The sequence below is a fragment of the Lysobacter sp. Soil_N_23 genome (assembly GCF_057656135.1).
Genome location: NZ_JBDGKY010000004.1, coordinates 25526 through 46957 on the forward strand (window position 1 = coordinate 25526; position 21432 = coordinate 46957).

The following is a 21432-nucleotide window of genomic DNA, read 5'->3' on the forward strand; positions in this document are numbered from 1 at the left end:
GAAGGTAAGGAGTTGGAGGGGTCAGACCGCGGGCACGCGCGCGTCGATCATCACGCCGATTCTGGCGACCCGCGCCCGCGTCGCGCAAGCCAGGCGGTAGGCGGTGGTGGCATCGACTGCGGCGAAGTGCAGGGTCTGTCCCGGAACGCACTGCGCCAGGCGCGGCAGGTCGGCGGCGATGACATGGCCCAGTCGCGGGTAGCCGCCGACGGTCTGGGCATCGGCCAGCAGGATGATCGGCTGGCCGTCGGGCGGCAGCTGGATCGTGCCCGGCGCGACCGGTTCGGAGATGCCGTCGGCCTTGGGTGTCGGCAGGGCATCGCCCTGCAGCCGCAAGCCCTGGCGGTTGCTGCTGGCGCTGACCTTCCAGGTACGTCGCGCCAGCGGCGCCGACCAGGCATGCGTCGAAGGCAGGTAGCGGATCGGCGCGCGCGGGTCTTCGTCGTGGCCGGGGTCGATCCACCAGCGCACGCTTTGCAGCCGCTTGCAGTTCAACGGCGGAGCAGCGCCCAGTGCCAATCTGTCGCCATTGCGCAGGGCGCGTCCGTCCAGCCCGCCGAAGCCGCCACGCAGGTCGGTGCTGCGGCTTCCGAGCACCTCGGGTACGTCGATGCCGCCGGCGATCGCCAGCCATGCGCGGGCACCGCCGCGGACCGCGCCAAGTTCGAGCGTGCCGGCCGGTAGCAGCACCGGTCGACCGCAGGGAACCGGCTCGCCGTCGAATCGCGCCGATACGGCGGCGCCAGTGAGGGCGATGCGCAGCGGCGCTTCCAGTTGCAGCGTAGGGCCGTGCAGGGTCAGTTCCAGCACTGCGGCATCGGCGCGGTTGCCGACCAGGCGATTGCCCAGTCGCGCCGCATCGGGGTCGAGTGCGCCGGCATGGGCGACGCCGAGGTGTCGCCAGCCCGTGCGGCCGAGGTCCTGTACGGTCGTGAGCAATCCTGGGCGCAACACGCGCAGGCCGTACCGGGGCGCGCTCATTGGCCGGCGTCCGCAAAACGGTCCGCCTCGATGGCGACGAATCGCACGCGATCACCCGGCAGCAACAGCGACGGTGTCGACCGCGCCGGGTCGAACAGCACTTTCGGCGTGCGCCCGAGCAGGCGCCAGCCGCCGGGACTCTCGCGCGGATAGATGCCGGTCTGGGCGCCGCCGATGGCGACGCTGCCGGCCGCCACGCGTGCACGCGGAGTCGCCAGCCGCGGCAGCGCCAGCGCCGGATCCAGCCCGGCCAGGTATGGAAAGCCCGGTGCGAAGCCGATCATCGCCACGGTGTACACGCCGCTGGCGTGGCGCGCGATCAGCTGCTGCGGCGACAGCTGCAGCTCCGTCGCCGCGGTCTCCAGGTCCGGACCGAACTCGCCGCCATAGACGACGGGAATCTCCACCGTTCGCGCTGCCTGCGCACTTGCGTCAACCACCGGTGCCTCGTCCTTCGCGAGCAATGCCAGCAGCTCCTCGTGGATTCGCGCCGGATCGGCAGCCGGATCGAAGAACACACCCAGGCTGGCGAACGCGGGCACCAGCCCGCGCAGCCAGTGCGGCTTGTGCTCGCCCAGCCGACGCGCAACCGCATGCACTTGAGCATTGAGCTGCGGGTCGAGCCGGTCTCCGAAGCGGAGCAGCCAGGCGTCGTCTGCGAGCGCTTCGATGTCGCAGACCAGCGAACGGTTCACTTCGGCAGGGCGCCCTGCAGTTGCTGGATCCGTGTCACCAGCGCTTCGGGCGTATAGGCCTGCGCGCTGGCGGTGCCCCAGACCGGTCGCGGCCAGGCGATGTCGTCGTGAAAACGCGCGATGACATGGACGTGCAGTTGCGGCACGACGTTGCCCAGCGCGGCGACGTTGATCTTCTGCGGCTTGAACTCGGCCTGCAGTGCACGGCTGGCCGCGCTGATCTCCCGCATCAGCGTGGCCTGCTGCGCCTCATCGAGGTCGATCAGCTCGACCGCATCGGCCACGCGCGGGATCAGGATCAGCCAGGGGTGGTTGGCGTCGTCCATCAGCCGCAGCTCGCTCAAGGCGAGATGGGCGACCGGATGCGTGTCCTCGGCCAGCTGTGCATGCAGTTGCCAGGTGCCTGCACTATCGGAGCGATTACCGGAGCGATTCATCGCAGGTTCTCCGCCAGGAAATCGATGGTGCGGTGCCAGGCCAGTTCGGCGCTGGCGGGATGGTAGACGTGGTTGTCGACATCGCGATTGAAGGCATGGCCGGCGCCGGCATAGACGTGCACGGCCGCGGCGGGGTGCTTGCTGCGGTGCTGTTCGATCACCTCGGCCGGAATGCTGCTGTCGTTTTCGCCGAAGTGGAACATCATCCGTGCACGCAACGGTTCGTCGAGGAAGGGCGCGGTGCGCGCACCGTAGTAGGACACGGCCGGCAGTCCCAGGCGCGTGTTGGCCAGGAATGCCAGGCTGCCGCCCCAGCAGAATCCGACCACGCCAACGCGCAGGCCCTCCCGATGCAGTTCGTCGGCCGCCTCGCTGATGATGTCGACCGCGCGGTCGAATCCCAGGTCGTTGCGCAGGGCAACACCGCGTTGCGTGCTGGCCTCGTCGTAGCCAAGCTCGGCGCCGGGCGCCACCGGGTCGTACAGCGACGGCGCCAGGGCGACGAAACCGGCCGCGGCGAAGCGCTCGGCGACGCTGCGGATGTGGGCGTTGGCGCCGAAAATCTCCTGCAACACGATCACGGCGCCCTTCGAGGGGCCGGTCGGCTCGGCGCGCCAGGCCCTGACCGGGCCATGCGGGGTGTCCAGATCGATCCAGTGGGCCATGGGGGAGAGGTCCATTCAGTTATCGGCGGGCGCTGGCTGCCGGAAGTGTTCAGCTTCGCGGCAGCATCGGCCCGGTTGATTCTAGCGCCGGCGCTATAATCCGCAGCCATCCTGTCGTCCCGAGCGCAGCGAGGGACCTGCTGTAGCCGCCGAGCGCGTGGCCAGCAGGTCGCTCGCTGCGCTTGGCGCGACTGCAACTCGACAAGCCCGGTTCTCTCAATGTCCCTAGCCAATCCCAAAGTCGGTTTCGTCAGCCTCGGTTGCCCTTGGGATACTGTAGGTAGATTCGCGTAAGTCGAATGGCAGGGGTTGATGCATGGCAGCGGATGCGGTCAGTGGGAAGGTCGAAGGCGTCCATGAGTCCGCCGACCCGGACTTCAACTCGATCAATCGGTTTAACCGAGCCCTTTCAGCACATGATGAACGTGGGCTCGCTCTAGCGCTGGCTGCTTTCGCTGAAGACACTTTAGGTCGCCTCCTTCTGACCTATCTGATTGATTGCAAGCAATCCAAGGACTTGGTCGAGGGCTTCAATGCTCCGCTGGGAACCCTTGCGGCGAGGATGAAGGCAGCCTATGCAATTGGCCTTCTTACGAAGGAGCAATACGAGGATCTCGAGGTAGCGCGGAAGATTCGGAACCTGTTCGCACACGACTGGGAGGGTGTCTCGTTGGATCAGCCTGACATCAGGGCCATGATCGGCCAGTTGCACGGCTACAACTTCGATCAAACGCCCATGACGCAGGAACCGCGCGCGCGGCTTCAGCGGTCCATATCGAACGTGCTCACGGAACTCCGCATTCAAATTGCGCAACACAGGAAGCGCGGGAGACGGGCTCCGTTCGTAGGTTTTCGCCTCACCACAATTCGCCCTGGTTCGGACGATGGAGCTAGTGAGTGACCCAGATTTGTCGCATGTAGATTGGACGAGGTTGTTCTCGTCACCAAAGAAAAACCCCGGAAGTTCCGGGGTTTTTCTTTGGTGCGATGAGCGCTAACCTTGCTCGGATGTTTCAGGGGCGGTTAGCACTCGTGAAATACTTACTCTCTTTCGCCGATACTTGCTCTGGCCTGCGAAAAGTGGGACCGAAGGCACGGGCAAAGAAGCTCTCTTGAGTGTGTCGAAAACATGCTGGCGCCAGAATGGCCACACGTTGTGCACGCAGTTGAAGTCTACAAACTCTTGAAATGCCTCTTCACTTGGCGGAGTCAAAACGAAGTAATCCGCGCAAAAGGCTGCTTCCAAGGTGTAGATGGGGTCAGGATTTTCCTGTTCCGTTGGGACTAAGCGAACTCCAAGTCTAACCAAGGCCCGTAGCATTATCTGCTTTTGTTCTTCGCCCTCGACGTCCACTTCGAGAATTTCGGGTTCTACTATTCTGAAAGTCTGAGTGTCGCACTTGTCTGAGGTGTGTTCACCCCAGCGAAATTCGCGGTCACGCCGCAGGGAAGTCTCCCAAAGCGAAATATCGTTCAAGTAGAAGTAACGAGTTACCTCGCTAGCGTCGACCTTCTTTGGCGCCTTCCTCGACGCGATAGATTTCTTAGTTGCCATGGGTGACTTCGCACGTTTCCCAATGCTCATTTGCAGCAAGGTGCTTCACCGCTCCATAGCTGCGCATGACCGCGGTTGCACTAGCGTGCCTCCTTGGCGCAGGCGCGGGCCTAATCGTTTCCCATGCGGGAACACTCGGAAGTGTGACACCGGCGAATTCCGTTAGAAGCGCTCTTGCTTCTTCGCTTTGGTCAAATACGCGCATCAGCAAGTCCATTGCCTTGGTGTGTATGACCTCGCCTCGCTCATACTTTGAGAAGGCGTTAGTTCCGCCGCCGAAGAGTTGGGACGCAACGCTTTGCGTCAACTCCCATTGCCTGCGGAAAGACTCAATTTTCCCGGAACTCCACAGTCCGAGATGCGCCTTCTTGGCGTCAGCGTAGGCAACCTCATTACGCTTGGCTTGTGCAGGCAGTACAACCTTTTCGCCGCACACCGGGCATTCGGAATAGTGCAGATTTGGGACACGAAGTTGGTGGCCTTCGAAACGAATCGTCCGATCACTCACTCGTGCGGCAAGTGTGCCGGTTTCGCAGGCTGGGCAGATATGCGTCATGTGAAGGCATCCACGTCTTAATACGTTGATTCGTGAAACGACGTTACGTACAGCTGCTCTACGCAGCGTGGCGAAGGGATGCGAAATTTGATGTAGAGGCGGACAGGTCTAGGTTCCGCAGGTGCTTTTTGCGGGGCAGTAACGTAGTCATCGAAGGGCTGTTGTCCGTCGTAGGAAAGCGACTTGCGGTACTCGCTTGGCAGGAGCGCGTCGATGCACGCAAGTGCTTCTTCCTTTGAGAGGCCAAGTTGTTGGTAGTCCGCTTCTGCATCGAAGGAGAACGTCACCTTGTCGTTGGCGACGATCTCCCGGACCCGGGCTAGCGGGTATAGTGGGCCTGCGTGTTCCACTAATCAACCACCATGGTTAGTTCTTTCGGCCCCGTAGTGCGGTCGATACGAAGGATCAAACACTTACGCGCCCCCTAGGCGACTCGCGGTTCAGTTTGTGGGCTGAACGGCTGCTACGCAAGGCCGAGGCGGGTAGGCCACGCAGCTCGGCTAACAGAGTCGGAGGGCCTATCGGAAGGTAGAATGCCGCCCCGGCCTTTTTGGTACCTGCGGGTATCCGAAACGCACGAATCGACCAGTGCCTTGGGGGCGAATCAACCAGTGCCTTGGGCACATCCCAAGCCGCCTGTTGCGATATTTTCAATTAAATCAACAAGATATCATCTTGTTAATCAGTTTCGTCGCCTTGGGCGTGCCCAAGGAAAGTAGATTCGGGTCTTGTAAAAAACCTTATGAAACAACTAGATACGGGAAATCGTCAACCTAGGATAGGCATCGTAAGCCTCGGATGCCCCAAGGCGCTGGTCGACTCCGAACGCATCCTCACCCAGTTGCGCGTGGAGGGCTACGACATCGTCCAGACCTACGACGATGCCGACGTGGTCGTGGTCAACACCTGCGGCTTCATCGACTCGGCCGTGACCGAGTCGCTGGACGCGATCGGCGAGGCGATTGCCGAGAACGGCAAGGTCATCGTCACCGGCTGCCTGGGCAAGAAGCCCGAGCAGATCCGCGAGGCGCATCCGGGCGTGCTGTCGATCAGCGGCCCGCAGGACTACGGCAGCGTGATGAGCGCCGTGCATGCGGCGCTGCCGCCCAGGCACGATCCGTTCCTGGACCTGGTGCCCGACACCGGTATCAAGCTGACGCCCAAGCACTACGCCTACCTGAAGATTTCCGAAGGCTGCAATCACCGCTGCAGCTTCTGCATCATCCCGTCGATGCGCGGCGATCTGGTCAGCCGTCCGGTCGACCAGGTGCTGCGCGAGGCCGAGAAGCTGGCCATGGGCGGCGTCAAGGAACTGCTGGTGATCTCGCAGGACACCTCGGCCTACGGCGTCGACGTCAAGTATGCGCAGCACGAATGGCGCGGCAAGTCCTACCAGACGCGGATGAAGGCGCTGTGCGAGGGGCTGGGCGAGCTGGGCATCTGGACCCGCCTGCACTACGTGTATCCGTATCCGCACGTCGACGACATCATCCCGTTGATGGCCGAAACCGGCGCCAACGGCATGCCCAAGCTGCTGCCGTACCTGGACATCCCGTTCCAGCACGCCAGCCCGCGCGTGCTCAAGCTGATGAAGCGCCCGGGCGCGGTCGACAAGACGCTCGAGCGGATCCAGCGCTGGCGCGCGATCGCACCGGACATCACCATCCGCTCGACCTTCATCGTCGGTTTCCCCGGCGAGACCGAGGCCGAGTTCGAAGAGTTGCTGGACTTCCTCGACGAGGCCCAGCTCGACCGCGTCGGCGCCTTCGCCTATTCGCCGGTCGAGGGTGCCAGCGCCAATGCGTTGCCCGATCCGGTGCCGGAAGAGGTCAAGGCCGAGCGCCTTGCGCGTTTCATGGAGCGGCAGGCGGAGATTTCCGCGGCCAAGCTCGAAGCCAAGGTCGGCACCATCCAGCGCTGCCTGGTCGACGCGCTCGACGGCGAGCTGGCGATCGCGCGCTCGATGGCCGATGCGCCGGAGATCGACGGCCTGGTGCAGATCCAGAACGGCTTCATGGCCGGCCTCAAGCCGGGCGAGTTCGTCGACGTCGAGATCATGGGCAGCGACGAGCACGACCTGTTCGGCGAAGTCGCGTTCGACGACTGAGACGCGCAACGACAATGGCCACCCGAAGGTGGCCATTGCCGGGTTTGCGAGCTGTTGCCGGCGATCCGTGCAGAACGATTGGATCAGAACAATCTGTTCAGAACCGGTATTCGCCGCCGACCGTGAGCGTGTCGACACGCTCGTCACCGAAGAAGAACGGCACCGTACGCGTGTCCCAGTAGCCGGTCACGGCGAAGTTCTTGTTGACGTTATAGCCCATGCCCAGGCCGGCGTACGGGTTCTCTTCCTCTTCGGTGAGATCGATGCCGAAACCTTCATCGGTGAACTGGCTTTCGATGCGCTCCATGCCGGCGCGTCCGGCGACGTAGTAAGCACCGCCCGCAAACTCATGCTTCAGGCGCAGGCCGATGCCGGTTGCGTTCATCTCGATCGTCGAACCCTGGTCGCTGTCCTTGCCGAGCGAGCCGTAATGGGCCTCGACGCCGATCAGCGAGTTGAAGCTGTATCCCAGCCAGCCGTTCATCGCGGTGTCTACGGCGGAGTCGCCATCGACATGCAGCGTGGAATTGCCGACTTCACCGCGCACATAGACTCCCGACCCCTCGGCAGCCGATGCGGCAGTGCTTACACCGGCCATGGCAAGCGCCAGGACCAGAACGTTGAACTTCCCCATTTTTGAAACTCCCCTTGAGAGATGACCCGACGGCACTCCTGTGCCGCAGGGCGAGAGGACGGTATGAGAAATGTTAAAACGGCGTCAACGCGAAATAGTCGTGCGTGACCCGGTGGTGATAGGCATCACACTTCGTCGCCGGGGCGCCACACCATCGGCGTGGACACGATGCCGTGCTCGCTGGCTTCCGCAGCGGTCGCCTCGAAGCCGAACTTGCGGTAGACCGCCAGCGCATGCCGGGAAGCGTTGACCGTGATCGGTGCGGAGTCGTCCACCCAGGTCCGCACGGTTCGCCACAGCCGCCGCGCCAATCCTTGTCGCTGCGCCGCGTCGGCGACGAACAGATGGAACAAATGAGCAGGCGGGCGCAATGCCGCGACGCCGACGAGGACGTGGCCGCGCTGCGCGACAAGGTAGCGAAAGCCCTCGTCCATGCGCCTGGCCGTGGGGTCGGGCGCCAGCATCTGCAGCAGTCGCGTCGCGCCGTCGGGCGTGCAGTCCGGTGCTATCCAGCGAGTGGTCAATTCGCAGACGAGCGCACTGATCGCGGCCGCGTCGGTAACCATCGCCTCGCGCAGCACGACATCTGTCATGCCAGGCTCAGGCGTCAGCATCATCGTAGCTGACGTCGACGATCACGAAGCGCGCGGCGCCGCCGGGCAGCATCGCTTCGAACTCGTCGTCCAGGCGCTTCTTGAGCATCGCCCGTGCCAGCGGCGAATCGATGCTGATCCAGCCCGCGCGCGCATCGGTCTCGTCCGGGCCAACGATGCGATAGCGCTGGCTTTCACCGCTGGCGATGTTCTCGACTTCCACGCGCGCACCGAAGAACACCGCTTCCGGGTCGGTCGGCACGGTATCGACGATGCGCAGGGACGGCAGGCGCTTGCTGAGGTAACGCACGCGCCGGTCGATCTCGCCGAGCTGCTTCTTGCGATAGGTGTACTCGGCGTTTTCGGAGCGGTCGCCCTCGGCGGCCGCCGCGGCCAGTGCCTTGACCACTTCCGGGCGCTTGATGCGCCACAGCTCGTCGAGCTCGGACTTGAGGCGATCGTGCCCGCCGCGGGTGATCAGGGCGGTGCTTTTCTCGGCAGGGGGGCGCCAGCGGGACATCGTCGGGGGAGCGGGAATGGGGCCATCGTTATCGCAGAGCCGTCGACGCTGCTCAAGTACGACCCGGCCGCGGCGTGCACGCGACCCGAAGCGATGAACCTCCCGGCGGCGGCACTCACCGCCGCCGGGCACGGCTTCATCAGGGCTTGCTGACGCGTTCGACCAGCTGTGCCGCCGTCATCGGGCCGGCGGCGAGGGTGTCGGTGTGCGCGGCGACCATCGAGCGGAACTCCAGTCCGCCCTGTGGTCCGACCTTGAGTCCCTTCTTGCTCGCCAGCTCATCGAGCTTGTCGGAGGTGGCGTCATCGACGTCGGGCGAGATCGCAACGTAGTCCCAGCTGTCGCCGTTGAGGTGGGCATACCACTGCGTGGCGCCGACGCCGGCCTCGCGGTCGATGGCTTCGCGCGCGGACATCCATTTGAGGAATTCGAGCTGCTTGCCGGGAGCGACATGGTAGATCGCGACAATGGCGCGGTTGGCCTGCTGGGCGCGGACGGGAAACGCCAGTGCCATGGCCGACGCGCAGGCCAGCGTGAGCAGCAACAAGGGGGTGCGGGACATGGACATCTCCAGGCGCCTCGGGGGCGCAGTGGCCGGAGCGGGGGCGTGTCGGCGCCTCCGGCCGTGATGTCGACACGCACGGCACAGTTCCCCCGAAGCTGGCGCGCGCAGGGGACAACGTGGCGCGGCGGGGCGGGCGGACAAGGGGGCAGTCATTCGCCCGAAAACCCGTCATTCCCGCGAAGGCGGGCTCCCCACACTCGTCATTCCCGCGAAGGCGGGAATCCAAGGACGTGGGCTTTTGCCTCGCGGTTCGCCCAATCCCGTCATTCCCCAAGAACCCGTCATTCCCTAGAAACCCGTCATTAGAAACCCGTCATTCCCGCGAAGGCGGGAACCCAGCGACTTTGGCTTTGTCGTGCTTCGGGTCCTGCTGGCCGGATCGATCAACGGCGAAGGCACTGGGTTCCCGCCTTCGCGGGAATGACGGGTCAGAGGCAACGTCCATGGGTTCCCGCCTACGCGGGAACGACGGGATCACATGCGAATCAGCGCCGACCCTTGCCGCCAAAGATCCCACCCAGCAGGCCGCGCAGGATCTGCTGGCCGATCTGGTTGCCGACCGTTCGCGCGGTCTGCTTGGCCATGGTCTCGACCATCCCCTGGCGGCGCTTGGTGCCGAACACGGCATCCTTCACCGACTGGCTGAAACCGCCTTCGTCGGCATCGTCCTGCTCGCGCGTGCGCGCCGGCGGCGCCTTGGCCTGCTCGGTCGCGGCGGTTGCCTTCTGCGCCAGCGCCTCGGCGGCCGAGTCGCGGTCGATGCGGGTGTCGTACTTGTGCCCGACCGGGCTGCTGGCGCGGACCTGCGCGCGTTCGGCGTCGGTGATCGCGCCCATGCGGCAACGCGGCGGCGCCACCAGGGTCTTTTCCACGGGCATCGGCACGCCTTTCTCCTGCAGCGTCGATACCAATGCCTCGCCGGTGCCGAGCTGGGAGATGGTCTGCGCCACGTCCAGCGCCGGGTTGGCGACGAAGGTCTGCGCCGCGGTCTTCACCGCCTTCTGGTCGCGCGGCGTGAACGCCCGCAATGCATGCTGCACGCGATTGCCGAGCTGGCCGAGGATGTTGTCGGGCACGTCGTCGGGAAACTGCGAACAGAAGTAAACGCCCACGCCCTTGGAGCGAATCAGGCGCACCACCTGTTCGACACGCTGCTGCAGTGCCGGCGGAGCGTCGTCGAACAGCAGGTGGGCCTCGTCGAAGACGAACACCAGCTTGGGCTTGTCGAGGTCGCCGACCTCGGGCAGGTTCTCGAACAGCTCCGACAGCAGCCACAGCAGGAAACTCGAATACAGTCGCGGCTTCAGCACCAGCTGGTCGGAGGCGAGGACGTTGACCACGCCGCGACCGTCGGTGTGGGTGCGCATCAGGTCGGTCAGTTCCAGCGCCGGCTCGCCGAAGAACATCTCGCCGCCTTCCTGCTCCAGGCGCAGCAGCGAGCGCTGGATCGCGCCGATCGACTGCGCGCTGACCAGGCCGTAACTGGTGGAGATGTCCTTGCGCTCGGCCGCGACCAGGCCGAGCAGGGCACGCAGGTCCTCCAGGTCGAGCAGCAGCAGGCCGCGGTCGTCGGCGAGCTTGAAGACGATGTCGAGCACGCCCGACTGGGTGTCGTTGAGTTCGAGCACGCGCGCCAGCAGGGTCGGGCCCATCTCGCTGACGGTGGTCCGCACCGGGTGGCCGAGCTTGCCGAACAGGTCCCAGAACACGACCGGGCTGGCCTGGCTGGCGTAGTCGCCGATGCCGATCTCGGCAACGCGGGCCTGCAGCTTGTCGTTGCTGGTGCCGGCCATCGCCAGGCCGGCGACGTCGCCCTTCACGTCGGCCAGGAACACCGGCACGCCCAGGCGCGAGAAGCCTTCGGCCAGTGTCATCAGGGTCACGGTCTTGCCGGTGCCGGTGGCGCCGGCGACCAGTCCATGGCGGTTGCCGAACTTGGGCAGCAGGTACACCTGGCCGTGGCTGTCGGGCAGGGAGGTCGGGGTGGTGACGGCCTTGCCGATGAGGATCGTGCCTGTGGTCGTGCCTGTGGTGGTGACCATGTCCGGGTCCGTGCTCTCGGGTCAGTGGGGAAGTGCGGACGATTCTATGCGGCGCCGCCGAATGCTGCTCGGGCGCGCACGGACACCGGGAAAGTTTCCCGGCGGGGCGATGCCGGAGCCGAGGCGGGCCGCATTTGCCACGCCTATCCCCATTCACGCACTCCGGCTGCAACAGTGCTTGCCGGCGTTCACAAGGCAACGCTACCCTCCCAGTCCCCCGCTTGCAGTTGTCGTCCATGCCCGCACTGGTTCGTCCTTCCGTCGCGCTGCTCGCGCTCGGTTTCGCCACACTTGCGCCGAGCGCGCATGCCCTCTCAAAGCGTGACCAGGCTGCCGTGGAGGCACTCGACCAGCGCATGCAGGCCGCCGAGGCCCGCTATCGCCAGGCCATCGTCAAGGTCGGCAATGCCGATCCGTCGGGACGCACCGAGGTCGATGCGGCGCTGGAGGACATGGAAGACGTGATGGCCGCCTGCGTGAAGCAGAAGGGCTGCTCGCCCACGACCATGCTGACCGCCTACAAGCGCCTGCTGAAGCAGAACGCCGACCTGGCATCGGGCGACGACCTGCCCGAGGACAACGACGACGAAGGCGCAGGCAGCATCACCGCCGATGTGCCCGAGGCCGCCCGCGCCGCGGCGCTGCTCAGTGCCGACGGCGAGCGCTTCGTCAAGATGGTGCAGTACAACCCGGCCGTGCAGGCCGGCATCCGCCGCTGGCTGACCGACATGCGCCCGGCGCTGATCGACACCCACGAGAACTACCAGTACCTGCGCCAGGCGATGTGGCCGCAGTTCGAGCGCGCCGGCCTGCCCGAGGCGCTACTGTTCGGCGTGATGGCCAAGGAATCCAACGGACGCGTCCATTCGACCTCGCGCGCCGGCGCCGCCGGGCCGATGCAGTTCATGTACGGCACCGGCCGCCGCTTCGGCCTGGGTGAAGACGGTACCGGCTTCGATACCCGCTACGACGCCCGCGCATCGGCGCAGGCGGCGGCGTCCTATTTCAACGAGCGCCTGGGCGAGCTCAACCGCAGCATCGAGCTGTCGCTGGCCGCCTACAACGGCGGCGAAGGCCGCGCGCTGCGCGTCTACAACAGCTCGGGCGGGCGCAACTTCTGGGACGAGTCGGTCTACAACCAGTTCCCGGCCGAAACCCGCGACTACGTGCCGATGGTGATCGCCGCGGCGTGGCTGTTCCTGCATCCCAAGGAATATGGCCTGAGCTTCCCGAAGGTCGACGCACGCGCGGCCGGGCTGCGCCTGAGCAAGCCCAGCTCGATCTACGAGCTGACGATCTGCCTGGGCAGCAATGGTTCGCGTGACGGCTACATGCGCGCGTTGCGCAACCTCAATCCGCGTTACGAGGCCGACCGCTACCTGCCTGCCGGCACCACGCTCAATGCCACCACCAGGATCGTCGGCCTGTACAACCGCTGGTGCGTGCAGGGCCAGCGCGCCGACCTGGCGCATACGCTGGTGATGAGCGATGCCAGCTCGGCGATCGTGCGGACCGGGCCGGTCACGCCGGTGGATTCGAGCGAGGCGGTGTATGAGGCCGAGAGTGCGGGCACCGGTTCGGCCGGCGCGGTGGCAGCGGCCAAGCCGGCATCGAAGAAGGCGTCCAAGCCGGCGTCCTATACCGTCAAGCGCGGTGAAACACTGACCGCGATCGCGCAGAAGTTCCAGTGCGATACCGGCGACCTGGCCAAGGTCAACAAGCTCAAGGCGCCGCGCTATGCGATCAGGCCGGGGCAGAAGATCAAGCTGGACGGCTGCGAGGGTTGAGGCGCATGCGGGCGAGGGGGAGCGCTCACAGCATTTTGCCGTCATCCCCGCGAAGGCGGGGACCCAGCGGCTTCCAGTCGCGTCAGAAGCAACGACACGGGGTTCCCGCCTTCGCGGGAATGACGGGATACGGGGTGCGGGAATGAAGGACGCTTGCTATGCCGCGTCCGTTCGACGCGCCAGCACTTCACCCAGCCGCACCGGCGATTCACCCTTCAGCGCCGGGTCAAGCGCCGCCACGCCCGGCGGCAGCAGCACGATCACGGTCGAGCCGTAGTTGAAGCGCGCCATCTCGGCGAACCGCTCCAGGGTGATGTCGGCGCCGCGGTAGTCCTTGACGGTCACCGTGTCGCCGTAGCGCGGAATCTCCACGCCGCTCCACACCGTCTCCACGCCCGAGACCAGCAGCGCACCGACCATCACCATCGCCATCGGTCCGAAATCGGTGTCGAAGTGGCAGACCAGGCGTTCGTTGCGGGCGAACAGGCGCGGCACGTTCCGCACCGCGGCCGGGCCGACGCTGAAGAGACGACCAGGCACGTGCACGGTCTCGCGCAGCTTGCCGCCCCACGGCATGTGCACGCGGTGGTAATCCTTGGGCGACAGGTACACGGTGGCGAACAGACCGTTGTCGAACGGCTCGGCGGCATCGTCGTCACCGAGCAGCTCGGCGGCGGTGAACGATTGGCCCTTTGCCTGGAAGATGCGGCCGTTTTCGATCGGGCCGCACTGGCTGATGCGGCCATCGGCGGGCATCAGCAGCGAGCGCGGATCGGCGTCGGCAACGCGGGCGCCGGGCTTGAGCGCGCGGGTGAAGAAGGCATTGAAGGTCGGATACGCCTGCGGATCCGGCTCGGCCGCTTCGGCCAGGTTGACGCCAAACTTGCGCGTGACCGTGTCGATCAGCCACTGCTTGATCCACGGCGTGTCCGAGTAGGCCAGCGAGCGCGCCATCGACGACAGCAGGCGATGCGGCAGCACATAGGTGAGGGCAGTGACCAGACTCATTCGGCGCGCGCTCCTGCAGCCGCCTGCGTCAGCGCGGTCATGTCGGCGGCGATCGCCTTCGGGTCGAACGGGGGCTGGACGATGCCGGCCATGCGGCCCTGCGGGTCGAGGACCGCCATCGAGGCACTGTGGTCGACGCTGTACTGGTCGGCCGGCGCGCCATCCGCCGCCGGCACCTTGGCGAAGACCATGCTCAGCGACTTGGCGAAGCCTTCCAGTGCCGGGATGTCGGCGGTGGCGGCCAGGGTGTCGCGGTGGAAGGCGTGGGCGTACTCGCCGACGAGGTCCGGCGTGTCGCGCTCGGGATCGACTGATACGAACAGCACGCGCGGGCGGGTGGCTTCCGGCAGGGCCGCCCACTGCTTCTGCGCGCGGGCCATTTCCGCCAGGGTGGTCGGGCATACGTCCGGGCAATGGGTGAAACCGAGGAACACCAGCGTCCAGTGGCCCTTGAGCTCACCGGGTACCAGCGCGGTGCCGTCGGACTGGCGCAGCGAGAACGAGGGCAGCTCGCGGGCCGGCTCGAACAGGCGCACGGCCTGGGTCTGCGGCCACTTGGAGGCGGTGACCGGACCGAAATGGCGTTGCGCGGCCCACAGCCCCAGGGCGGCGGCGAGGGCGGCGATCAGGATGAGCACGGTGGTGCGGTTGAACATGATGTCTCTTGAACGGCCGCCCCGGCTGGGCGCGCGGGCATGATACCGGTCGCCCGGTATAATCGCCGACCCCCAATGCAAGGCCTCGCCATGTCCGGCTCCGCCACCTTCCAGGCCGTTCAGTTCGAACAGGTCTCGATCATCGACCTGATCCGCTACGGCGGCAGCCGCTTCAACGAGTCGGGCCTCACCTTCGGACACAGCTACGACAACGCCCTGGACGAAGCCACCCAGCTGGTGCTGCATGCGCTGCACCTGCCGCACGACCTGAGCCCGGTGTACGGCACCTCGCGCGTGACCGCGGACGAGAAGGCGCGGGTGCTGGCGCTGTTCGAGCGCCGCATCATTGAGCGCGTTCCGGCCGCCTACCTGACCGGTGAGGCCTGGTTCGCCGGGCTGAGTTTCAAGAGCGACCGCCGCGCCCTCGTGCCGCGCTCGCCGATCGCTGAACTGATCACCGCCGGCTTCGAACCGTGGCTGGGCGGTCGCGAAGTCGAGCGCGTGCTCGACCTGTGCACCGGTTCGGGTTGCATTGCCATCGCCACCGGCCACTACCACCCGTACTGGCAGGTCGACGGCGCCGACATCAACGACGATGCGCTGTCGCTGGCGCACGAGAACAAGGCGCGGCTGCATGCCGACAACGTCACGCTGCGCAAGTCGGACCTGTTCAAGGGCCTGCAGGGCGAGGTCTACGACCTGATCGTGACCAACCCGCCGTACGTGACCAACGACGAGACCGATGCGCTGCCGAAGGAGTACTCGTACGAGCCCGACCTGGGCCTGCGCGCCGGCGACGACGGCCTCGACCTGGCGCTGAAGATCCTGCGCGACGCCCCCGACCACCTCAGCGAGCAGGGCCTTTTGATCTGCGAAGTCGGCGAAGCCGAGCAGGCGCTGGTGGCTCTGCTGCCGGAACTGCCGATGGCGTGGGTGGAGTTCAAGGTCGGCCAGATGGGCATCTTCGTGGTCGAGCGCAGCGATCTGGTCGAGCACCACGCCAGGATCAAGGCGCTGGCGGACGCGCGCGGCTGAGGAGTCCCTTCTCCCGCTAGCGGGAGAAGGGGCCCGGAGGGCGGATGAGGGCGCTCTTGATCTTCGTGGCTGCGGCCACTTCCCACCCTCACCCCAACCTCTCTCCCGCAAGCGGGAGAGGGGCTCGAGTGGCGCTTGTTCCGGCAGCAACCATTTCCGATTGCTAGAGTGCACCGGTCCCGACAACAGGATCCCCCGTGTCCAGCAACACCTTCGGCAAGCTGCTCTCGGTAACCACCTTCGGCGAAAGCCACGGCCCGGCGATCGGCTGCGTCGTCGATGGCTGCCCACCCGGCATCGCGATCGCGCCGGAGGACTTCCGCCGCGACCTCGAACGGCGCGCCACCGGCCGCACCCGCCACACCTCGCAGCGTCACGAGGCCGACGAGGTCGAGATCCTCAGCGGTGTCTACGAAGGCGTCACCACCGGTACTCCCATAGCGCTGCTGATCCGCAACACCGACCAGCGCAGCAAGGACTACGCGAAGATTTCCGAGCAGTTCCGCCCGGGTCACGCCGACTACACCTACTGGCAGAAGTACGGCATCCGCGACCCGCGCGGCGGTGGTCGCTCCTCGGCGCGCGAGACGACGATGCGCGTGGCCGCCGCGGTGATCGCCAAGAAGTGGCTGGCCGACCGTCATGGCGTCGAGGTCCGCGGCTACCTGTCGCAGATCGGCGAGATCGTGCCCGACGGTTTCGACCTGGCGGCGGTGGAGGACAATCCGTTCTTCTGGCCCGACACCCGCCAAGTCACCGAGCTGGAGCTGTACATGGACGCGCTGCGCAAGTCCGGCGATTCGGTCGGCGCGCGCGTCGACGTGATCGCCACCGGCGTGCCGCCTGGCTGGGGCGAGCCGATCTACGGCAAGCTCGACGGCGAACTGGCCAGCGCGCTGATGAGCATCAATGCGGTCAAGGGCGTGGAGATCGGCGACGGCTTCGGCGTGGTCGCGCAGAAGGGCAGCGAGCACCGCGACCACATGACGCCGGGGGGCTTCGCCTCCAACCACGCCGGCGGCATCCTCGGTGGCATCAGCAGCGGCCAGCCCCTGCGCTGCTCGGTCGCCTTCAAGCCGACCTCGAGCCTGCGCCTGCCGGTCGACAGCCTCGATGTCCACGGCAACGTCGTCGAGGTGGTCACCACCGGTCGCCATGACCCCTGCGTCGGCATCCGCGCCACGCCCATCTGCGAAGCGATGGTGGCGCTGGTGCTGATGGACCAGGCGCTGCGCCACCGTGCCCAGTGCGGCGATGTCGAACTGCCGACGCCGCGCATCGCAGGCTCGATCGATGGCTGAAGCGCGGCCGCGGGTGTGGGTGTCGCAACCTCTGTTCGCCGATATCGTCGAACGCCTGCGTGAGCACTTCGATGTCATCGACACCGCGCAGGTGACCCAGCACGGGTCGGCGGCCATTGCCGCTGCGCTGGCCGGTAGCGACGGTGCCCTGGTCACGCTCAACGATCCGATTGGCGCGGCCGAAGTCGCGGCCGCCAGTCGCCTGCGCGCGATCGCCAACGTCGGCGTCGGCTACAACAACCTCGACGTGCCGGCGCTGACCCGTGCCGGCATCCTCGTCACCAACACGCCCGACGTGCTCACCCAGACCACCGCCGACTTCGGCTTCGCCCTGATGATGGCCGCGGCGCGGCGGATCACCGAGGGCGAACGCTGGCTGCGCGAGGGACAGTGGCGGCAGTGGAGCTTCGAGACCCTGCTGGGCGGTGACCTGCACGGCTCGACGCTGGCCATCCTCGGGATGGGCCGGATAGGGCAGGGCATCGCCCGCCGTGCCGCCGGATTCGACATGCGCGTGCTGTACCACAACCGCAGCCGCCTGCCGGAAGACATTGAGCGTGATTGCCGCGCGCAGTACGTGGATTTCGACACGCTGCTGGCGCAGGCCGACCACCTGGTGCTGGTGCTGCCGTATTCGCCGCAGGTGCATCATCTGGTCGATGCTGCGGCGCTGGCGAAGATGAAGCCGACCGCGACGCTGACCAACATCGCCCGCGGCGGCCTGGTCGACGAGGATGCACTGGCCGAGGCGCTGTCCGCCGGGCGCCTGGCCGCCGCCGGCCTGGACGTGTTCGAAGGCGAGCCGGCGGTGAATCCGCGCCTGCTTGCACTGCGCAATGTCGTGCTGACCCCGCATATCGCCAGCGCCAGCCTCGCCACGCGTCGGGCGATGGTCAGTCTGGCCGTCGACAACCTGATCGCCGCGCTGGGCTTCGGCCCCGACGCAGGTCACCCGCCGACACCCGTCAACATTGAATCACTGAAAACCTGAGCCCCTCTCCCGCTCGCGGGAGAGGGGTTGGGGTGAGGGCAGGGCCGCGGCTATCGTGCCTCCCCTCATCCGGCCTGCCGGCCACCTTCTCCCGCAAGCGGGAGAAGGGAGCTCCGTTAGTCGATAATGCAATCACCCCACCCGCCGGAAACATCCCGGCTGCTCCCACCCACCAGGACCACAAGGAACCAATGAACGCCAAGAACTCCTGCAACGTTGCCATTGTCGGTGCCACCGGCGCGGTCGGCGAGACCATGCTCAAGATCCTCGCCGAGCGTCAGTTCCCCATCGGCAAATTGCACGTGCTGGCGAGCGAACGCTCGGCCGGCGAGAAGATCGAGTTCGGTGCGAAGAAACTGGTGGTCGAGGACCTGGCCAAATTCGATCCGAGCGGTGTCGACATCGCGCTGTTCTCGGCCGGTGGCAGCATCTCCAAGGAATATGCGCCCAAGTTCGCCGCCGCCGGTGCGGTGGTGATCGACAACTCCTCGGCGTTCCGCTACGACGACGACGTGCCGCTGGTGGTGTCGGAGGTCAATCCCGAGCAGGTGGCCAACCGCCCGCGCGGCATCATCGCCAACCCGAACTGCTCGACCATGCAGATGCTGGTCGCGCTGGCGCCGATCCACCGCAAGGTCGGCATCGAGCGGATCAACGTGGCGACCTACCAGTCGGTGTCCGGCGGTGGCCGCTCGGCGCTGGAGGAGCTCGGCCGCCAGACCGGCGCGCTGCTGAACTTCCAGGACCCGCAGCCGGATCGTTTCCCGGTGCAGATCGCCTTCAACCTGATCCCGCACATCGACGACTTCCAGGACAACGGCTACACCAAGGAAGAGATGAAGCTGGTCTGGGAGACGCGCAAGATCCTCGGCGACGACTCGATCCAGGTGAACCCGACCGCGGTGCGCGTGCCGGTGTTCTATGGCCACTCGGAGGCGGTCAACGTCGAGACCCGCGAGAAGATCACGGCCGCGCAGGTGCGCGAGATGCTGCTGACCGCGCCGGGCGTGGAAGTGGTCGACGAGCCCAGGGCCGGCGGTTACCCGACGCCGGTGACCCACGCCTCGGGCAACGATCCGGTCTATGTCGGCCGCATCCGCGACGACTTCTCGCACCCGCGGGCGGTCAACCTGTGGATCGTCTCCGACAACATCCGCAAGGGTGCGGCGCTCAACGCGGTCCAGCTGGCCGAGCTGGTCTGGGCCGAGCGCGGCTGAGCATGCGCGACTGAGCACGGCCGGGGGCGGCAAGGCCGCTCACGGACTGCCCGCGGCCCTCAATCCGTCGCCGCGATCGCATTCGGCGACGGTTTCAATTGCCCCTGACCCCGGCGAAGGCTAGAGTCGCCGCCGGGGGACGGCATCGGGATCCGAAGTGAAACAACGTCAAGTGAAACAGCCGGCCAGGCGCGGCTCGCGCACGGTGCTGGCATTGGCGCTGGCCCTTGCCAGCGGCGCCGCGTCGGCGTTGGGGCTGGGCCAGATCGAGGTCAAGTCGCGAATCGGGCAGCCATTCCTGGCTGAAATTCCGATCGTCTCCAACGATCCGTCCGAACTGGAGAACCTGCAGGCGGAGCTGGCTTCGCCGCTGGTGTTCGCCCGCATCGGCCTGCAACCGCCCAGCGGCGTCGTGGCCGAGCTGCGCTTCGCCTCGGCGCTCGACTCGGCCGGCCGGCCGGTGATTCGCGTCACCAGCGACCAGCCGGTGAACGACTCGCTGCTCACCTTCCTGGTCTCGGTCGACTGGGGCCAGGGCAGGCTGGTGCGCGAGTACTCGGCGCTGCTGGACACCCCGCGTACGGTCTCGGCGCCGCTGCAGCCGCAGATCGAGGAGACCGTGGTCTCCGCACCCAACATCGTCGAGCGCCCGCTCGAACCGGAAGTGGCCGCCGCCCCGGCGGACGCGCCTGCCGAGGCCGCCCCGGCTGAAGAATCCGTCGCCGCCGGTCCCGACGGCGACAACAACGACGACACCAACGCAATTGCGCCGACTCCGACGCCAGCGGCGGAACCGGCGACCGCGCCGATGCAGGTCGCCAGCGCGGCGCCGGCAGCCATGCCCGCGGGCGATCTCGCCGGCGAATACTCCGTGCGTCGCGGCGACACCCTTTCGCAGATTGCCGATCGCATGCAGGGCGAGGGCTTCACCCTCGACCAGGCGATGATCGCGCTGCTGCGCGCCAACCCCGAAGCGTTCATCGGCGGCAACATCAACCGGCTCAAGGCCGGTGCGGTGCTGGCACTGCCGGCCGGCGAGCAGATGGCCAGCGTCGATGCGACGCAGGCGCGCCAGCTGGTCAGCAGCCAGGTGCGGCAGTGGCGCGACGCGCGTCGCGCGGTGCCGCAGCCGGCGCTCGAAGCCGGCATCGCCGCCTCTGCGGCAACGTCGCCGGTGGCGGCAAACGCAACGACTGCGACGGCCAACCCGCGCAGCGCCGATGCGCGTCTGGAAATCGTTCCGCCTGGCGCCAGCAGCGCTACCCAGGCGGGTACACAATCCGGCATCAACGCCGGTGGTGAGGGCGACATGCTGCGTCAGGAACTGCAACAGAACACCGAAACCCTCGCCGCGCGCGAGGCCGAGCTGCAGGAGCTCAAGGGCCGCGTCGCCGAGCTGGAGCAACTGCAGAGCAAGCAGCAGCAGCTGATCGCAATGAAGGACAGCGAGCTGGCCGCCGCCCAGCAACGCCTGGCGCAGAGCAACCAGAAGGACCAGGCGATGCAGGCCGGTTCGGCAATGCCATGGCTGATCGGCGGTGGCGTGCTGCTGCTGGTCATGGTCGGTGGCTGGTTCCTGCGCCGTCGTCCGGTCAAGCCGGTGTTCCGCGCGCCGCTGCCGGGCGATGCCGCCGCGGTGACGTCGATCGCTGACTCGTTCGCCGAATCCTCGTTCCCCGAATCGTCCAACCGCGGGCAGCAGCACGCTCCGGTCCAGGCCGAAGCGGATCTGCGCGTCGAGGAAGCGCCGGTGCCGGCATTCGAACTGCAAAGGGCGGCAGCCCCGGCACCCGCCGCAGCACCGGCTCCCGGCACGTCTTCACCCAGCGCGACGGCGCCGGCATGGCACGTCTCATCGGCCGACACCAAGGGCCGCGTCGAGCCGTCGATGGCGACGCAGCCGGGCCAGGAGCGTCTCGAACTTGCCCGCGCCTACCTGGACCTGGGCGACCGCGAAAGCGCCCGCCAGCTGCTCGCCGAAGTGGTGATCAATGGTGACCTGGTCGCACGCCAGCACGCCTCGCGGATGCTGCAGGAACTCGACTGACCCTGCCGGACCCCTCTTGCCGGACTGATCAACTGGACTG

20 protein-coding genes are annotated in these 21432 nt (G+C 66.5%); 8 read left to right on the forward strand and 12 right to left on the reverse strand.

Annotated features, from left to right (window positions below; genetic code table 11):
- Window positions 1-21: 21 nt before the first annotated feature.
- The 4 genes from AC3A3X_RS04445 to AC3A3X_RS04460 are packed head-to-tail and all read right to left on the reverse strand — an operon-like array spanning window position 22 to window position 2778.
- The gene (locus AC3A3X_RS04445) at window positions 22-981 is read right to left on the reverse strand and encodes a 5-oxoprolinase subunit C family protein (RefSeq protein ID WP_487581842.1); all 960 of its coding nucleotides are present in this window, start codon (window positions 979-981) and stop codon (window positions 22-24) included.
- Complete coding sequence (gene pxpB, locus AC3A3X_RS04450; RefSeq protein WP_487581843.1) at window positions 978-1676, reverse strand: 5-oxoprolinase subunit PxpB; 699 nt, start codon at window positions 1674-1676, stop codon at window positions 978-980. The genes AC3A3X_RS04445 and pxpB overlap by 4 nt, the downstream gene beginning before the upstream one ends.
- Entirely contained in the window at window positions 1673-2113 is a 441-nt protein-coding gene (locus tag AC3A3X_RS04455; RefSeq protein ID WP_487581844.1) for an HIT family protein, read from the reverse strand. The genes pxpB and AC3A3X_RS04455 overlap by 4 nt, the downstream gene beginning before the upstream one ends.
- Complete coding sequence (locus AC3A3X_RS04460; RefSeq protein ID WP_487581997.1) at window positions 2110-2778, reverse strand: dienelactone hydrolase family protein; 669 nt, start codon at window positions 2776-2778, stop codon at window positions 2110-2112. The genes AC3A3X_RS04455 and AC3A3X_RS04460 overlap by 4 nt, the downstream gene beginning before the upstream one ends.
- Window positions 2779-3094: 316 nt before the next feature.
- Here AC3A3X_RS04460 and AC3A3X_RS04465 point away from each other — a divergent pair, with 316 nt between their 5' ends.
- The gene (locus AC3A3X_RS04465) at window positions 3095-3679 is read left to right on the forward strand and encodes an MltR family transcriptional regulator (protein WP_487581845.1); all 585 of its coding nucleotides are present in this window, start codon (window positions 3095-3097) and stop codon (window positions 3677-3679) included.
- 643 nt (window positions 3680-4322) lie between these two features.
- Here the strand turns inward: AC3A3X_RS04465 and AC3A3X_RS04470 are convergent.
- A complete protein-coding gene (locus tag AC3A3X_RS04470) occupies window positions 4323-4889 on the reverse strand; it encodes a type II toxin-antitoxin system MqsA family antitoxin (protein WP_487581846.1) in 567 nt (188 codons plus the stop codon).
- 742 nt (window positions 4890-5631) lie between these two features.
- Between AC3A3X_RS04470 and rimO the strand changes: the two genes are divergently transcribed.
- On the forward strand, window positions 5632-6996 hold the full coding sequence (rimO, locus tag AC3A3X_RS04475; RefSeq protein ID WP_487581847.1) for a 30S ribosomal protein S12 methylthiotransferase RimO: 1365 nt from the start codon (window positions 5632-5634) through the stop codon (window positions 6994-6996).
- Window positions 6997-7093: 97 nt separating this feature from the next.
- On the opposite strand, the gene AC3A3X_RS04480 is transcribed toward rimO, so the two are convergent.
- The 5 genes from AC3A3X_RS04480 to AC3A3X_RS04500 form a co-directional block, all read right to left on the reverse strand.
- Entirely contained in the window at window positions 7094-7630 is a 537-nt protein-coding gene (locus tag AC3A3X_RS04480) for a porin family protein (RefSeq protein WP_487581848.1), read from the reverse strand.
- Window positions 7631-7755: 125 nt separating this feature from the next.
- Complete coding sequence (locus AC3A3X_RS04485; RefSeq protein ID WP_487581849.1) at window positions 7756-8223, reverse strand: GNAT family N-acetyltransferase; 468 nt, start codon at window positions 8221-8223, stop codon at window positions 7756-7758.
- Between the two features lie 7 nt (window positions 8224-8230).
- On the reverse strand, window positions 8231-8743 hold the full coding sequence (gene greB, locus AC3A3X_RS04490) for a transcription elongation factor GreB (RefSeq protein WP_487581850.1): 513 nt from the start codon (window positions 8741-8743) through the stop codon (window positions 8231-8233).
- Between the two features lie 139 nt (window positions 8744-8882).
- A complete protein-coding gene (locus AC3A3X_RS04495) occupies window positions 8883-9305 on the reverse strand; it encodes a hypothetical protein (protein ID WP_487581851.1) in 423 nt (140 codons plus the stop codon).
- 488 nt (window positions 9306-9793) lie between these two features.
- Window positions 9794-11350, reverse strand: coding sequence for a helicase HerA-like domain-containing protein (locus tag AC3A3X_RS04500; protein WP_487581852.1), 1557 nt, complete (start codon window positions 11348-11350; stop codon window positions 9794-9796).
- 236 nt (window positions 11351-11586) lie between these two features.
- Here AC3A3X_RS04500 and AC3A3X_RS04505 point away from each other — a divergent pair, with 236 nt between their 5' ends.
- The gene (locus AC3A3X_RS04505) at window positions 11587-13137 is read left to right on the forward strand and encodes a transglycosylase SLT domain-containing protein (RefSeq protein ID WP_487581853.1); all 1551 of its coding nucleotides are present in this window, start codon (window positions 11587-11589) and stop codon (window positions 13135-13137) included.
- Between the two features lie 156 nt (window positions 13138-13293).
- On the opposite strand, the gene asd is transcribed toward AC3A3X_RS04505, so the two are convergent.
- On the reverse strand, window positions 13294-14145 hold the full coding sequence (gene asd, locus AC3A3X_RS04510) for an archaetidylserine decarboxylase (protein ID WP_487581854.1): 852 nt from the start codon (window positions 14143-14145) through the stop codon (window positions 13294-13296).
- Window positions 14142-14801, reverse strand: a complete 660-nt coding sequence (locus tag AC3A3X_RS04515) for an SCO family protein (RefSeq protein WP_487581855.1) — start codon at window positions 14799-14801, stop codon at window positions 14142-14144. Before AC3A3X_RS04515 ends, asd begins: the two co-directional genes overlap by 4 nt.
- A 90-nt stretch (window positions 14802-14891) precedes the next feature.
- Here AC3A3X_RS04515 and prmB point away from each other — a divergent pair, with 90 nt between their 5' ends.
- From prmB to AC3A3X_RS04540, 5 genes are all read left to right on the forward strand, one after another.
- Window positions 14892-15836, forward strand: a complete 945-nt coding sequence (gene prmB / locus AC3A3X_RS04520; RefSeq protein WP_487581856.1) for a 50S ribosomal protein L3 N(5)-glutamine methyltransferase — start codon at window positions 14892-14894, stop codon at window positions 15834-15836.
- Between the two features lie 197 nt (window positions 15837-16033).
- The gene (aroC, locus tag AC3A3X_RS04525) at window positions 16034-17137 is read left to right on the forward strand and encodes a chorismate synthase (RefSeq protein WP_487581857.1); all 1104 of its coding nucleotides are present in this window, start codon (window positions 16034-16036) and stop codon (window positions 17135-17137) included.
- Entirely contained in the window at window positions 17130-18128 is a 999-nt protein-coding gene (locus AC3A3X_RS04530) for a 2-hydroxyacid dehydrogenase (RefSeq protein ID WP_487581858.1), read from the forward strand. The genes aroC and AC3A3X_RS04530 overlap by 8 nt, the downstream gene beginning before the upstream one ends.
- 191 nt (window positions 18129-18319) lie before the next feature.
- A complete protein-coding gene (locus AC3A3X_RS04535) occupies window positions 18320-19345 on the forward strand; it encodes an aspartate-semialdehyde dehydrogenase (protein ID WP_487581859.1) in 1026 nt (341 codons plus the stop codon).
- 157 nt (window positions 19346-19502) lie between these two features.
- The gene (locus AC3A3X_RS04540; RefSeq protein ID WP_487581860.1) at window positions 19503-21392 is read left to right on the forward strand and encodes a type IV pilus assembly protein FimV; all 1890 of its coding nucleotides are present in this window, start codon (window positions 19503-19505) and stop codon (window positions 21390-21392) included.
- Window positions 21393-21432 lie beyond the last annotated feature (40 nt).

Bases quoted from the DNA above. Each gene is read 5' to 3' on its own strand.
- AC3A3X_RS04495 (WP_487581851.1), bottom strand. From the start codon at position 9,305: ATGTCCCGCACCCCCTTGTTGCTGCTCACGCTGGCCTGCGCGTCGGCC.
- AC3A3X_RS04460 (WP_487581997.1), bottom strand. From the start codon at position 2,778: ATGGCCCACTGGATCGATCTGGACACCCCGCATGGCCCGGTCAGGGCC.
- AC3A3X_RS04535 (WP_487581859.1), top strand. From the start codon at position 18,320: ATGAACGCCAAGAACTCCTGCAACGTTGCCATTGTCGGTGCCACCGGC.
- AC3A3X_RS04465 (WP_487581845.1), top strand. From the start codon at position 3,095: ATGGCAGCGGATGCGGTCAGTGGGAAGGTCGAAGGCGTCCATGAGTCC.
- rimO (WP_487581847.1), top strand. From the start codon at position 5,632: ATGAAACAACTAGATACGGGAAATCGTCAACCTAGGATAGGCATCGTA.
- greB (WP_487581850.1), bottom strand. From the start codon at position 8,743: ATGTCCCGCTGGCGCCCCCCTGCCGAGAAAAGCACCGCCCTGATCACC.
- asd (WP_487581854.1), bottom strand. From the start codon at position 14,145: ATGAGTCTGGTCACTGCCCTCACCTATGTGCTGCCGCATCGCCTGCTG.
- AC3A3X_RS04505 (WP_487581853.1), top strand. From the start codon at position 11,587: ATGCCCGCACTGGTTCGTCCTTCCGTCGCGCTGCTCGCGCTCGGTTTC.
- AC3A3X_RS04455 (WP_487581844.1), bottom strand. From the start codon at position 2,113: ATGAATCGCTCCGGTAATCGCTCCGATAGTGCAGGCACCTGGCAACTG.
- prmB (WP_487581856.1), top strand. From the start codon at position 14,892: ATGTCCGGCTCCGCCACCTTCCAGGCCGTTCAGTTCGAACAGGTCTCG.
- AC3A3X_RS04445 (WP_487581842.1), bottom strand. From the start codon at position 981: ATGAGCGCGCCCCGGTACGGCCTGCGCGTGTTGCGCCCAGGATTGCTC.
- AC3A3X_RS04500 (WP_487581852.1), bottom strand. From the start codon at position 11,350: ATGGTCACCACCACAGGCACGACCACAGGCACGATCCTCATCGGCAAG.
- AC3A3X_RS04485 (WP_487581849.1), bottom strand. From the start codon at position 8,223: ATGACAGATGTCGTGCTGCGCGAGGCGATGGTTACCGACGCGGCCGCG.
- AC3A3X_RS04470 (WP_487581846.1), bottom strand. From the start codon at position 4,889: ATGACGCATATCTGCCCAGCCTGCGAAACCGGCACACTTGCCGCACGA.
- AC3A3X_RS04530 (WP_487581858.1), top strand. From the start codon at position 17,130: ATGGCTGAAGCGCGGCCGCGGGTGTGGGTGTCGCAACCTCTGTTCGCC.
- AC3A3X_RS04515 (WP_487581855.1), bottom strand. From the start codon at position 14,801: ATGTTCAACCGCACCACCGTGCTCATCCTGATCGCCGCCCTCGCCGCC.
- AC3A3X_RS04480 (WP_487581848.1), bottom strand. From the start codon at position 7,630: ATGGGGAAGTTCAACGTTCTGGTCCTGGCGCTTGCCATGGCCGGTGTA.